Genomic DNA, 12,985 nt, shown 5'->3' on the forward strand with positions numbered 1-12,985 from the left:
TTAGCAATGATCGAGGCGCGATTGCCTGATGCCAGTCAGTTAAGGCACGTAACCTGTGGGAGCGGGCTTGCTCGCGAAGAGGGCATTGCATTCAACATCAATGTTGACTGTGACGCCGCTTTCGCGAGCAAGCCCGCTCCCACAAGGATTGCAGTGCTCAAACTCTTAACTGACAAGCATTAGGGGTATTGCCCGCTTACTTGATGGGCAGCGCCATCGGGCGGATAGGCGCGGCGTCGGCCCCTCGGAGCTTGAGGGAAGCACCGATAAAAGCGAACTGATAAATCCGGTCGCGGGCCAAGCCTTCAAGGTTGACCAGTTCCAGAATCGGCGCGCCCTTCATCGCCAGCAGGTAGGTGTGCAACGGCAGGTAATTACCCTCCACTTCCGAGGGGAAGGTCTCGAAACTCAGGTTATCGGCCCCCACCACCATGGCTTCGCCGTCCTCGATCAGGAACTTCGCCGCATCCAGGCTCAAGCCCGGCGGGTTGGTCATGTATTTTTGCGCCTGTTCATAGTCGCGCATGCGTCCGGTACGGATCAGCACCACGTCGCCCTTTTCCAGGGACACCTTTTGCAGCTTCAATGCTTCGCGCAGGTCGTCGCGGGTCACCCGATAACTGTCCGGCAGCATCTCCAGGCCTTTGGCCGCCGCGACGTCGATCAGCACGCCACGGGCAATGATCGGCGGCAGTTTCTCCGCCCCGGTCACGTTCCAGCCACGGTCGCCCAAGTGCTCATCGGCGCGGAACCCGTTCCAGATTTTGCCGTTCAGGCCAAAGTGGTTCAGTGCATCGATGTGCGTGCCCATGTGGGCATACATCGACACCGCCGAGCCGCTGTAACTGACGTGCTGGTTCATCGGCTCACCGACCTGCATCGGGTCGGCGATCACGTTGCCGTGCGGGGTGTGAGTCATCCACATCTGGTATGGCGGGTCACCCGCCGCCTGCCAGCTCGGCATGCCGATAAAGTAGTCGACCGCCAGGTCATAGGCCTGGGCCCCCGTCACCCGGGCCATGATCGCGGCGCGCGACTGCGGGGTGATCAGGTTCAGGCGGCCGATTTCATCGGTCGGCCCCCACGGGCTGATGCCGACTTCAGGCGCTGCGTGTGCAGCGCTCGCGAACACTGACAGCAGCGCCGGCAATGCGGCGTGTCGGGAGATTCGTTTGAACGCGGTGAAAACAGTCATGAGCAGTTCCTTGCCAAGTGAAGGTGCCATGGTATTAAGTTGCGTCTTATAGATAATCAGCGTTCTGGTTAATACATTTTCAACCTGGAAGAAACTATATGGATGTACTGATGGCCATGCGCACCTTTCGCCGGGTGGTCGAACGCGCCAGTTTCAGCCAGGCCGCCCTGGACCTGCGCCAGTCCACAGCGGCGGTCAGCAAGCAGGTACGGCAATTGGAGGAGCGCCTGGGCAGCCTGCTGATTTTGCGCACCACGCGCCGCATGAGCCTGTCGGAGGCCGGTCAGGCTTACTTCAACGAGTGCTGCCACTTGCTCGACGAGTTCGATGCGCTGGAGCGCGCCACCCTGGCCGGCGCGAGCGAACCCAGCGGCAGCCTGCGGGTCAACGCGCCGCTGTCGTTCGGGCTCAAAGTACTGTCGCCGGTGCTGGTGAACTTCATGCAGCGCTACCCGCAACTGAAGGTTGAACTGACCCTGGATGACCGGGTGCTGGATGTGGTCAGCGAAGGGTTCGATGTGTCACTGCGCATTCGCACCAGCCTGGCCGACTCGTCCTTGATTGCCCGACGCCTGGGCGACATCGAACAAATCATCTGCGCAGCCCCGGCCTACCTCGACAGCCACGGCACGCCAAACTGCGCCGAAGACCTCTACCGGCACGAATGCCTGACTTATCGGCTGACCGACCATCCCTGCGCCTGGCAGCTTGAGGGCCCGCACGGCCAGACGCGACTGCAAGTGCCGGTGCGCTTCAGTGTCGACAACAGCCTGATGCTCAGCGACATGCTGCTGGCCGGCCTGGGCATCGGTGCCCTGCCCTCGTTCATCGCCCGGCCGCTGCTGGACAGCGGCCAGTTGGTGCGGGTGTTGCCCGAGCATTCGATGTCCCGCCGGGGGATTTATGCCGTGTACGCGAGTAACCGTCATCTCTCGCAAAAGGTCCGGGTGTTTGTCGACTTCCTGGCCGAAGCCTTGGGGGATGAATGAGGCCAGGGGCCGAACCTTGCGGTCGCCGGACGGTCCCTGATGTGCAAGGATGTTGCCCCGCTCGCAGCTCCCCCCGAAAGACCAAGGATTGTTCATGACCGCCATCACCCCTCCAGTGCCCGTCATCCCGGGTCGCCTGGAACAAATGTCGACCCGTATCGCCTTCTTCATCGCCGGTTTCGGCATCGCCGCCTGGGCCCCTCTCGTACCCTACGCCAAGGCCAGGGCCGGGCTCGATGAAGGCACCCTCGGTTTACTGTTGTTGTGCCTGGGGGTCGGCTCGATTCTGGCCATGCCCATGGCCGGCGTCCTCGCGTCGCGGTTTGGCTGCCGACGGGTGCTGAGTGGCGGGACGATCCTGATCTGCCTGGCGCTGCCGTTGCTGGCCACGGTGTCGTCGGTTCCGCTGCTGATTGCGGCATTGTTCCTGTTCGGTGCCGGGCTGGGCACGGTGGATTCGACCGTGAACCTGCAAGCGGTGATCGTCGAACGGGCCAGCGGTAAAAACATGATGTCGGGCTTTCACGGGTTGTTCAGCCTGGGCGGGATTGTCGGCGCGGCGGGTGTCAGCGCATTGCTGGGCCTGGGCGTATCGCCGCTGGGCGCGATGCTGGTGGTGATCGTGTTTCTGCTGGTGTCGTTGTTCAAGGCCGCCCCGCACCTGTTGCCGTACGGCAGTGAAAGCACCGGCCCGGCGTTCGCCATCCCTCATGGCGTGGTATTGCTGATTGGTAGCCTGTGTTTTGTAGTGTTCCTCGCCGAAGGCGCAGTGCTCGACTGGAGCGCAGTGTTCCTGGCCTCCGAACGCAACCTCGACACCGCGTACGCAGGCCTCGGTTATGCGGCGTTCGCGCTGACCATGACCGCCGGGCGCCTGACCGGCGATGCCATCGTCCGCCGCCTGGGCGCCACGCGGGTGATTGTGCTGGGCGGGCTGACCGCTGCGGCCGGCCTCATGCTGGCCACCCTCGCACCGGCCTGGGAAATGGCATTGGTCGGTTATGCGCTGGTGGGCGCTGGTTGTTCGAACATCGTGCCGGTGCTGTACACCGCCGTTGGCAAGCAGACGGTCATGCCCGAAAACATTGCCGTACCGGCCATCACCACCCTGGGTTACGCGGGCATTCTGGCAGGGCCCGCGGTGATCGGGTTTATCGCCCATGGCAGCAGTTTGAGTTTTGCCTTTGGCTTGATCGCCGTGTTGCTGCTGGCCGTTGCAGCCAGTGGCAAGGTGTTGAAGGTTTGAAAGCACGTCGGACCGCCGCCCAAACCAAGCCTCGCGCCTACAGATTCTGCATAACCCTGTAGATACTCTGTTCACGGTCAAGCTAATGCTCGATAAATACCGTGGAGCGTGGCGACAGCCGCGACGTCGGCCTCAAAGGCCGACGCTCAAGGCCGACGTTCAAGGAAAAGTCACTGCCACCGATGCCGTTGGGCGCCTGGAGCTGCCGCCCCGGCACAAGGCAATATTCCTTGCAGGCTCACTGTCAGGTGGTGCGAACGCCGACCACTCGAAACCCCGTGAGAGAAATCGTTATCTGGACAACCAGGACCAGACACAGCAATACCGCTGCCATTGCCCAGTCACCGCTGTCGGCGATAAACCCCAACGCCGCGATCATGATCGTGGCGCCAATGTTGCCGACTAACCAGAAAATCGAGGTCGCCGTCCCTGACCTGGAAAGACCAGCAGTGTCAGATATCAGTTGCAACAAAAGAGGCAGCGGCGATAGCAGCGCTGCGCCAATCACGCCCCCCGCCAGACCCAATACCCAAGGGGAGCCAGACGTAAAGAGCAGTACCGTACCGACCCCTGCCAACAATGAAACCCCGGACAGGATGACCCCCACGGTTGCCCCGCTGCGAACCAGAAAGGGCATGAACGTCATGCCTGCGATACCGCCGACCAACATCAGAATGACGATAAACCCTGAAACCTGTGTATCGACCCCCTGACGTAACAGGATCGGCTCCAGCCATGTCGTAATGGCGGAGAAATACCCGTTGGTTAGAAAGATCATCAGCAAAACGGCAGTGAACGGCGCCGTGCGCAATAAATCGATACCTTCCACAAGTAGACGGCCAGTGTTTTTTACAGGAGCGCACGTTGTTTGCCCGACAGGGCCATCTCGCGGGACATAAATGAAGGTCATTAGCGCAATCAGTCCCAGGATCGCGACGTCAATTAACAACGAACTGCTGATGTTCCCCTCCCCCGTCAACGGGACAATCATGAACGCGGAGCCTATGCCAAGGAAAATCACCATACTGAACAGCGTCGTGACCCGCGCATGCTCATCTTCAGCGAACCAGGTGATCATCAACTTGACGAGCAGCGACATGGTCAATGGTTGAACAAAACCGAACAACAGTTGACCGGCCAGCAGGTATTCATAATGGGGTTGTAACACCCGAATCAATGCCGCCAGCAACATGGCAACGGCTGTAATACGCAAAGATGTTTGCACCGATATCCGGTCAATCAGGCCGCCGCTGGGAAGCGCCAGCGGTAATGCAAGCGCCGTCACGGCCAAAGACAATGAACCGACTTGCCCATAAGTAATACCGTAATGGGTGGACACCTGGTCCGTGATGGGCGCGAAGCGCATCCACTCATACTGGGTCAACGCAAGCATGCCGGAGTAAATACAAAGAATACGGTAGCGTACTGGGATCACGTTAATCTCCCGCGAGAAGACACGAGTCAAGTCCGGGGTAAATACCCCCGGGCCTTGAACTCACACTGTGCGATAACAACACCCTGGCAGGGCTTTGTTTGTCAGCAACGTTAATGCTTGATTCCGGTCGCCAGACTCCAGTCACCGTATTGCGTGCGGGAAACGGTGATATCGCAAAAGCCGGCCATCGTCAGCAGTTCCCTTATCTCGGTCTCTGACAATTGCTGACCCTGGGTCCAAAGCAACATATTCGCGTTGTAGGCCGCGACATTTTGTGGACCGGTCTTGTCTTTATTAAAAAACATTTCATGAAGGATGATGCGGCCACCGCTTGGCAGTGCGTCAAAACTCTTTTTGGCCAGGAACAGGCACTTGTCCAGCGGCCAATCATGAAAAATATCACTGTAAAGATGCACGTCGGCGGCTGGATATTCAGACGCCCAGATGTCTCCCTTATGGGTTTTGATACGCCCCGACATCTGATATTGCTCGATGTAGGTTTCGGCAATATCACACACATAGGGAAGATCAAAGATCACGGCACTCAGCTCAGGCCATTTCTCCAACGCGCAAATAGAGTGAACCCCCGAACCACCACCTACATCCAGAAGACAGGTGTACCCGGACAGATCAATCCTTCCCGACCAGGCCCGAGCCGGACCTTTGCTTTTACTGTGCATCGCCTTGGTGAAAATTTCGCTGTGTAACTGGTCCTGCGCATTGTTCTCAAACAGGTCCGTCTCACCGAACAACCCGGACTCGCCACTGAGCATCGACTCTTTGAAGAAGGCATAAGAGAACGCATCTTCTTTATGGCGTGCAGATTGCAGAACCCCGCTGAACGAGGTCTCCGACTTTCGGGTCAGAAACTCTTGCGCCAACGACGTCAGGCCATAGCAACGCCCACTCTTCTCAAGCAGCCCCTGGCTGGTGCACATGGCAACAAGCGCCTGCACGGCCCGAGGCGCCAGTTCCAATGCCGAGCCGATTTCCCCCAGCCTCAGCGCTTTGGCTTCAAGCAGATCAAACAGTTTTACTTCATCCGCAAAAAACAATGCGTAGGTATTGATAAACCCAAAGTAGATATCAAAGATCTGCTTATCACTGTGGCGTTCTTTGTGCACTGTACTGTCCATGTAAATGCCTATCCCGTTTCAAAAGTGCCGTTGAAGACCATCAACAATGCCATGACAATAGAAACCCTGAACGACACGATCAAACGCTTGCCTGGCCTCCTGCGAAGCGTTGCCCACCAGGTAACCGTGTGAACAGGCCTTCAACATCTCGATGTCATTACAACTGTCCCCGAAAGAAATCACCCTGGTGGGGGAAATGCCATGTTTCCTGACGATGAAGTCGACCCCCTGCTTCTTTCCGCAGCCCGGGTGCATGATTGCAACATCGTAGACATTCTCAGGGTCGCCAGCGGCGGCACTGGCATAGGTAATTGAGGCCTCAAGGCCAACCTGCAAACAGAGTTTATGAATGTGCTCGATGGCTATTGCTTCATTGCCATCGGCCTTCAAGTAATACCCCCTGATGCGTTTCTGCTGGAAGGCCTCCGATTGCAGCGTCAACTCAATACCCTCTCTCTCGAACAGGGCGTTCAGCCTTATGACCCTCTCAGGAAATGCACCCGCACCTTGCAACGGCCATCCCTCATCCTCCAGCACACTGTCCGGGTGATTCCAGTACAACTCGGTTCCCAGACTGGTCAGTGCAAAGTCCCAGGGAAATCCGGGGTATCTCGTCATCTTGTCCAGGACCACCGCTTGACTGTTTCCCGTGGCCCAGCCAAACAACAGGTGGTGGTTGCGTTTGAGTTGATTCAAACAGCTTTCCAGTTTTTCTATCCCGGCATCTGCCTCTCGAGACGACAAGACCGGCATAAACGTCTCGTCAAAATCAGAAACTATCAACCATGTGTCTTTGCTCGCCATACCTGTTCACTCTCTGATGAGTCCCATGGACTGTGAGGATATTTCAATCCGGGAAAACTCCCCGACCGCCCCCTCGGAAAAGGGCGACTGCACGCTGAACCCGACACGAACTTCATCTGGGCAGTTGCTCACATAGAACGCCCGATGAAAAACCACGACACCCTCAGCGCCACTCAGATAACACGAGAACACATCCCCACTTCGCGAAACGAAGAGCCGCACGGGCTCGTCGTTGACCTCAATGCCATTGACTTCATCGCTATAGGGTGATGAGTGCACCGACACGATTTTTTTACTGCGTCCGTACTCCTCGACACCAAACTTCAGCTTATGCAGCCCGACTTCAATGAAGAGCCCAGCGGCGTCAAACTTGGCCAGGCTGAACAACTTAATGTCAGCCCCAAGGGCAAACTCTCCCGCCACGGACGTGAGTAAGGTGCCCAGGCTATCCACCGTATGCAGCCCTGGAATGTTGAATGAATCGCTACGGGGTTCGCTCTGCATTTTCAGAACCGGCTCCACGTAACGGATCTGCGCGCAATGCTCGGCACCGAACACCCGGTCACTGATTCTCAGTACGGAGTCCGGGCTTTCCTGCAAAAGATGCGCGCTGCTGATGGTGTCATCCATACAGGTTCATTCCGCCATCGACCGACAGGGATTGGGCTGTGATGTCCTCGTTCTCGAGTATCGCCAGACAGAACCGGGCAATGTTCTCTGCGGTTTGCGTACGGCCCAACGGGATCAGACCTTCCATGCGAGCCCACAAGTCATCCAGCGATTCGTCAGGCTCGATGAGGCGGTTCTCCAGGTACTTCCACATGTTGGTTTTTACAATGCCGGGGCAAACGCAGTTGACCCGAATATTGTGAGTGGCCAACTCCAGCGCCAAGGCGCCAGAAAAACCCTGCAACCCTGCTTTCGCGGCGCAGTAGGACGATATTCCAGGAAACGCGACTTTTGCGGCAATGGAACTGATGTTCAGGATCGCGCCGCCCTTGCCTCCCTGGATCAACGCACGGGCCGCTTCACGCGACGTCAGGTAAGGCGCTGTCAGGTTGGTTTGCACGATGGCGTCAAACTCGCTCAGCGATGATTCAACCGTGTTGATCAGATGGCTGCTGCCAATGGCGTTGACCAGGCCGTAAAAGTGTTCCGACTCATGGACAACGCCACCGACGGCCTCTATGACCTGGGCTTCAGACGTTGCGTCGACCGCTATGGCCTTGACCGACAGCCCCTGCTCCACAAGATCCGCCGCCAACTGACGAGCCGCCTGATAACCACTGACATCCTGAGTTTGATAGTGGTTAATTGCATTGGGTGTCCGGTCAGTATCAAAGATGTAGACATGCACATGTTCTTTGGCCAGTACTTCAACAATCGCGGCGCCGATACCTCTGGCACCACCCACTACGATCATTGTTTTGCCGGACAATTTGCCTTGCGCTCTATTTCCCTGCGTCATAAACCACTACTCCTGGACCCATAGAAAGCCTGCCGAACCCTGTACAGGGCTCAGAAAACCAATAAATAGTTGAGACTGCGTTTAAACGTGTGAAGTCTGATTAACCAATGCACACGGCGGGTCAGCCAACAATGCGCCAAGTTTGCGAGGTGCGACGTCGGTCTGGAAAGTCTCGAGGGTCGGCCATTCATAGGCATCACTGAAGACTTTACGCACTCGAACCAGCAAACTGGACTCAATGTATTCAGCCAGGTTAAAGCGGCCGCCGTTATGCTCTACGACAATAATCTCGTCACAGTTACTCAGCATCTCTTTAACCCGCTCAAGATCCGGCCGAACGGACAGGAACCGGATATGCGTGCATCTTTTCGACGTTGCTACCTGAAAGGCTTCATACGCCATCGACTCTGATGACACTATCAATGAACCTGCGGCAAACTCAGGCTGAAAGATATAAATATCTTCAGACAGTTTCCGGTACTTCTCCCTCAGGGCAAACACTCTCTCCATGGACTGGTCATACATTAAATACAAGCCGTTGCCGCCCTGCGCTTTCTGCCGATTGATACACGCCAACAGGTCGAGAGGATCTGTAAGTTCGTACACGGTCTCCTCCGTCAGCAAACTGAATACGGTTGAGACATACGTGGCGCCGCCCCACACACCATTTTTCCGAGCGGCAATGACGTGCAAGTTACGACAGGCAATCAACGCCGAGTGCAGTACATCAATCGCATTGAGGTAGTACTTGTCATCGGTCAGGACAAACTTCAGTTCGTCATCCGGGCAGCCCATCGCGGCGGTCAGCAACGCAGACTCGGCCAGGCCGGTGTTGCAATAACCGGGTAATGACTTCAGGCCAAACCGGGCGGCCAGGTCCGCGGTGAAGACATGAACCGGTGCCCCCGACCGGACTTCTTCGATGATCTCGGCCGTCCGGCTGCAACTGGAGGCTTTCCTGAGATCAGGCTTTTGTTGATCGTCCGTTGATGTCATCAAACTCAAATGGCTGGCACGCTTGAAGGAGTGAACGCCTTTTTCGGTATGACAGATGATCGCGGTCGAGCGATGCGCCTTCTCTGCCTGGCGAATACACTCACTGATCGCCTGGGTGTCGTGTCCATCCACTTCACAAACATCAGAAAAGTAGGCGGACAAATACTCCGGTCTCAACCTCCCGGGGAGCGGGTCGATACCTCTGCCATTGTTGTCCACTATCAACGTCAGGTTGTTGACTTCCAGCTCTCCAACCAGGCGTATTGCCTCGAAAGACACCCCTTCGTTCAACTCACCGTCACCCGCCACACAGATGACGCGTGCGTCTGGATTGGCATTCGCCCGACCCAATGCAATGCCAACGCCCTCACCCAGGCTATGCCGCATGCTATAGGCAAAACCGTAGTGTTTATTGACAACAGCCGGCACCTTGTCGTGAACCGCGGCCAGAAAGGCCAAAGGCATACCGTTGAGCACATGACGACACGCATAAAACAACGGCGCAATATGCCCCCTGCCAATCACCAGGTTTTGATTGGCCACACCGGCCTTATTACAGTGTTCCAATGCAAACAATGCTTCAGCAATATTCAGCGACGACAGGCAAGAGGCCAGGGTTCCGTAACCGGCAATTTCATGAATCCGCTCCAGGCACATGCTTACGTCTGAATAGAAGGGCGTAAATTGCCTGGCGATGGCTACCGCCAGTTCATTGATCGTCTGGCACGTCGATGACGACGCAACACCGACTTCAACTTCCTCACAGGCACGCACATACTCATCCGCCGTCAAGTACGCCTTGCGCTTATGCACACATTGACGAATGCCATACAAGGGCTCTAACAGGCTGGCAACTGGCTCGAGGTCATAACTGATTAATTGAGTCATTTAACACCTCGAACACGTCACTTAGGGTTGCTTCCGACATGATGTAGGCAGGCGCAAGGCAAGCCCAATCTTCCTCACCCCGAATAATCAACTTCCTTTCAAAGCACCGTTGCCCCAACGTCTTGCCTGCCTGTTCCCCAAGGCTTGAGTCCAGGGTTATGCCGATCAGTAAACCGTGGGATTCAATTCGGGCGATACGCTCGTTCCTGGCGATTTCCTCACACAATGCCTGGGTCTTTGTGATGAGCTTTTGCACCTGCCCTGCGGCCTCTATCTGCTCCAGCACGCGCATCGATGCATTGATTGCCGCAATCGAAACCGGGTTACTTGCATAGGTATGCGAGTATGAAAACGGGATCCAGGGTTCTGGCTTGTCAAACACCGAGGCAATCTTATGGGAGGTCACCATGGCGGATGCCGGGTAATAACCACCGCTGATGCCTTTACCGAGCGCGACGATATCGGCCGAAACCCCAAACTGATGGGTATTCAGGAACTCTCCGGTGCGAGAAGCACCCGTGACGATTTCATCGGTAATCATCACGATATCGTAACGGTCGCACAGCTCACGAATACCGACCAGGTACTCGCGGGGCGTTTGCCGCATGCCTTTCAAATGGTTGACGGGTTCGAAAATAATGCAAGCAATCTGCTCCGCACCATAGTGAAGAATAATGTTCTCCACATCCGACACGCTGTGCATTTCCAGTACCTGACCTTCGTGAACAACAGGGAATGGCGGGTTGATACGAATGGTGTCGTAACCGCTGCACCGCAGATCCTTGAAATCGTTCCTGCCGGTAATACTGTGAGCCCCCAGGGTCGCGCCGTGATAGGAGTGCTTGCGGCAGATCACTTTCTTCTTGGATGTATTGCCTTTGCGCTGGTGATACTCCAGGGCCATGGCAATTGACGACTCGATGGCTTCCGAGCCGCTATTGACATACAGCAAGCCCCCGTCTTCCATCTTGGCGCGCTTGAGCAACAGCTCTGACGTTTCAAACAGTTCCGACGAATAGAAATGGTCCTTGGGGTGGAAGGGCAAATCTATCAACGTCTTGGAAATATGCTGTTTGATGGGGTCGCACGAGTACCCGAACGGTACGTTGAACATGCCCGAAATCGCATCCGTGTAGACACCCCCCTCTGCATGAACACTGACATCTTTGACAGAGCCGACAATTTGATCTTTCACGCGTGACTGATAGAGAAACATGCCTTTTAGCCTTCTATTAATTAGATCGGATAAACCTGAGCGACGGCGCCCAGCACTTTACTGTGTGGCGGCACCGACTTTGCGACGACAGCCCCCGCACCGATGATTGACCCCTTACCCACCGTGACGCCCGGCAAGATTGTTGCGCCGCCACCAATCCAGACATCATCTTCAATAACCACAGGTGCGCCCGACTCAATGTAACGACGCCGTTGCTCAAGGTCCTTGGCATGGTTAGAGGTATAAATGCCGACATGAGGCCCGATAAAAACACGGTTCCCGATGTTTATTTCAAACGCATCCAGGAACACCCCATTGGCATTGATGAAAACACCTTCGCCAATGTTTATGTTCGAGCCAAACTCACAAAAGAAACTGCCCCACTGCTCAAACCCCTCCCCCACTGACCCGAACAGGCGCTTATAAAGCGGCTCCCGGTTATCAGGGCTACTGCTGATGGAGGAACACAAGGCACGCGCTATACGTCTGCGGGCAACCAAAGCAGGTTCTGCCGCATTGAATGTCATGAACTCACGCATACGCCACCCTATACACACCGGTGTTATAGAGCGCACTCACACCGTGCTGTTCAGCAGCGCAACGCGGGCAGACGAGACGGTCATTACAACTTCCACGCCGGCCACTACTTTCAGTCGTTAACACCCGCACTTTCCCCGCAGCCTGATTTCTTTCAGCCATGGCCATCCCCATCCACTATTTAATTTTTAAATCAACTTCAATACGCACTCACTACTTGAGCCAGCAAAAATCTAGTCGAGTCTTTAAAAAACACAAACAACACAGATGACCGTTCGTCGGATTCGATAAACCGTCAACATACAACACCAACAACCACCAAAAAACAGCGGATCAGATACATTAATTAGAGATCAGGCGACCTGCTTTTTACGGACAGCAACATCCCAACCACTATGTACAACATAGTTAAAACACGCACTTAACAAGCACTGTCTACACCACGTACAAAATACAACTACCAAATCTAGTAGTTGCAAAATCCACGGCACAACCAAGAAGGGATTAACGCAGGCGCAATAGTAACTAATCATTACTTGCCACGAACAACTCGCCACCAACACACTTAAACTTCAACCCAGACACGCCCGATATTAAATGACAGAATCTTTACAGTTTTTATTCTTCAAATGCCCTGACCTGTAAACTCTCGCCATCCAGTCCGGGAATCTCTGGTGACGAAGCGACGCGAAATCGCCGAGGCATCCCGGGACAGGCGTGCTGAACGCACCCCATCACCCACATTGACGCCATCATGACCATGGAAAAACTGGAACACGATTACCCGGGCGATGCCGAGTGGCTGTCGCTGGTCGCACTGTATGAGCAGGACTATCTAGACGAACACGCGAGAGCATTGGCCAGGTTGCTGGGCAATCACCTGGACATGGCCGTGATCATTTATGGAAAACGCGGGCGGGAGGAAGGGCTGTGGTGGATCGAGCAGTCGGTGCCGGCCCTGAATGATTTAAGGCCTGTTGACTGTCTGGTGAAGCCGCATCTGATCAGGCGGCTGAGAAGTGCGCTGATGCGCATGCCCTGAGGTTGACCCTCAGGTAGCGGAAACTCGCCGAGC

Annotated in this window: 12 protein-coding genes and 1 pseudogene; 3 read left to right on the forward strand and 10 right to left on the reverse strand. The window is 55.7% G+C overall.

Translation table 11 applies throughout. The features are described 5' to 3' along the window. Positions 1-196 precede the first annotated feature (196 nt). Positions 197-1,195 (reverse strand): cyclase family protein, encoded by a 999-nt coding sequence (locus tag AC1Z1G_RS17510; protein WP_483621291.1) that lies wholly within the window; start codon positions 1,193-1,195, stop codon positions 197-199. A 98-nt stretch (positions 1,196-1,293) separates the two neighbouring features. Here AC1Z1G_RS17510 and AC1Z1G_RS17515 point away from each other — a divergent pair, with 98 nt between their 5' ends. Together AC1Z1G_RS17515 and AC1Z1G_RS17520 are read left to right on the forward strand one after the other, a co-directional pair. Beyond that, a complete protein-coding gene (locus AC1Z1G_RS17515; protein ID WP_483621292.1) occupies positions 1,294-2,184 on the forward strand; it encodes a LysR family transcriptional regulator in 891 nt (296 codons plus the stop codon). 94 nt (positions 2,185-2,278) lie between these two features. After that, on the forward strand, positions 2,279-3,430 hold the full coding sequence (locus AC1Z1G_RS17520) for an MFS transporter (RefSeq protein ID WP_483621293.1): 1,152 nt from the start codon (positions 2,279-2,281) through the stop codon (positions 3,428-3,430). An 88-nt stretch (positions 3,431-3,518) separates the two neighbouring features. On the opposite strand, the pseudogene AC1Z1G_RS17525 reads toward AC1Z1G_RS17520, so the two are convergent. The 9 genes and pseudogenes from AC1Z1G_RS17525 to AC1Z1G_RS17565 all read right to left on the reverse strand — a co-directional run. After that, positions 3,519-3,647, reverse strand: a pseudogene (locus AC1Z1G_RS17525) (hypothetical protein); the annotation flags it as partial. A 27-nt stretch (positions 3,648-3,674) separates the two neighbouring features. Beyond that, positions 3,675-4,865, reverse strand: a complete 1,191-nt coding sequence (locus AC1Z1G_RS17530; RefSeq protein ID WP_483621294.1) for an MFS transporter — start codon at positions 4,863-4,865, stop codon at positions 3,675-3,677. Between the two features lie 110 nt (positions 4,866-4,975). Next, on the reverse strand, positions 4,976-6,001 hold the full coding sequence (locus AC1Z1G_RS17535; protein WP_483621295.1) for a methyltransferase: 1,026 nt from the start codon (positions 5,999-6,001) through the stop codon (positions 4,976-4,978). Between the two features lie 18 nt (positions 6,002-6,019). Further along, complete coding sequence (locus AC1Z1G_RS17540) at positions 6,020-6,805, reverse strand: HAD-IIB family hydrolase (RefSeq protein WP_483621296.1); 786 nt, start codon at positions 6,803-6,805, stop codon at positions 6,020-6,022. A 6-nt stretch (positions 6,806-6,811) separates the two neighbouring features. Beyond that, complete coding sequence (locus AC1Z1G_RS17545; RefSeq protein ID WP_483621298.1) at positions 6,812-7,435, reverse strand: DUF1349 domain-containing protein; 624 nt, start codon at positions 7,433-7,435, stop codon at positions 6,812-6,814. Next, the gene (locus AC1Z1G_RS17550) at positions 7,428-8,273 is read right to left on the reverse strand and encodes an SDR family NAD(P)-dependent oxidoreductase (RefSeq protein ID WP_483621300.1); all 846 of its coding nucleotides are present in this window, start codon (positions 8,271-8,273) and stop codon (positions 7,428-7,430) included. Before AC1Z1G_RS17550 ends, AC1Z1G_RS17545 begins: the two co-directional genes overlap by 8 nt. 81 nt (positions 8,274-8,354) lie before the next feature. Then, positions 8,355-10,157, reverse strand: a complete 1,803-nt coding sequence (locus AC1Z1G_RS17555) for a 1-deoxy-D-xylulose-5-phosphate synthase N-terminal domain-containing protein (protein ID WP_483621302.1) — start codon at positions 10,155-10,157, stop codon at positions 8,355-8,357. Next, positions 10,135-11,373 (reverse strand): aminotransferase class III-fold pyridoxal phosphate-dependent enzyme, encoded by a 1,239-nt coding sequence (locus AC1Z1G_RS17560; RefSeq protein ID WP_483621304.1) that lies wholly within the window; start codon positions 11,371-11,373, stop codon positions 10,135-10,137. Before AC1Z1G_RS17560 ends, AC1Z1G_RS17555 begins: the two co-directional genes overlap by 23 nt. Before the next feature lie 20 nt (positions 11,374-11,393). Next, positions 11,394-11,912: a sugar O-acetyltransferase gene (locus tag AC1Z1G_RS17565; protein ID WP_483621306.1), complete on the reverse strand. Its 519-nt coding sequence runs from the start codon at positions 11,910-11,912 to the stop codon at positions 11,394-11,396. A gap of 752 nt (positions 11,913-12,664) precedes the next feature. Here AC1Z1G_RS17565 and AC1Z1G_RS17570 point away from each other — a divergent pair. Next, positions 12,665-12,952: a hypothetical protein gene (locus AC1Z1G_RS17570; protein WP_483621307.1), complete on the forward strand. Its 288-nt coding sequence runs from the start codon at positions 12,665-12,667 to the stop codon at positions 12,950-12,952. Positions 12,953-12,985: the final 33 nt, after the last annotated feature.

The organism is Pseudomonas sp. JL27(2026) (assembly GCF_056933555.1).

Bases quoted from the DNA above. Each gene is read 5' to 3' on its own strand.
- AC1Z1G_RS17540 (WP_483621296.1), bottom strand. From the start codon at position 6,805: ATGGCGAGCAAAGACACATGGTTGATAGTTTCTGATTTTGACGAGACG.
- AC1Z1G_RS17520 (WP_483621293.1), top strand. From the start codon at position 2,279: ATGACCGCCATCACCCCTCCAGTGCCCGTCATCCCGGGTCGCCTGGAA.
- AC1Z1G_RS17555 (WP_483621302.1), bottom strand. From the start codon at position 10,157: ATGACTCAATTAATCAGTTATGACCTCGAGCCAGTTGCCAGCCTGTTA.
- AC1Z1G_RS17565 (WP_483621306.1), bottom strand. From the start codon at position 11,912: ATGCGTGAGTTCATGACATTCAATGCGGCAGAACCTGCTTTGGTTGCC.
- AC1Z1G_RS17545 (WP_483621298.1), bottom strand. From the start codon at position 7,435: ATGGATGACACCATCAGCAGCGCGCATCTTTTGCAGGAAAGCCCGGAC.
- AC1Z1G_RS17570 (WP_483621307.1), top strand. From the start codon at position 12,665: ATGACCATGGAAAAACTGGAACACGATTACCCGGGCGATGCCGAGTGG.
- AC1Z1G_RS17550 (WP_483621300.1), bottom strand. From the start codon at position 8,273: ATGACGCAGGGAAATAGAGCGCAAGGCAAATTGTCCGGCAAAACAATG.
- AC1Z1G_RS17560 (WP_483621304.1), bottom strand. From the start codon at position 11,373: ATGTTTCTCTATCAGTCACGCGTGAAAGATCAAATTGTCGGCTCTGTC.
- AC1Z1G_RS17535 (WP_483621295.1), bottom strand. From the start codon at position 6,001: ATGGACAGTACAGTGCACAAAGAACGCCACAGTGATAAGCAGATCTTT.
- AC1Z1G_RS17515 (WP_483621292.1), top strand. From the start codon at position 1,294: ATGGATGTACTGATGGCCATGCGCACCTTTCGCCGGGTGGTCGAACGC.
- AC1Z1G_RS17510 (WP_483621291.1), bottom strand. From the start codon at position 1,195: ATGACTGTTTTCACCGCGTTCAAACGAATCTCCCGACACGCCGCATTG.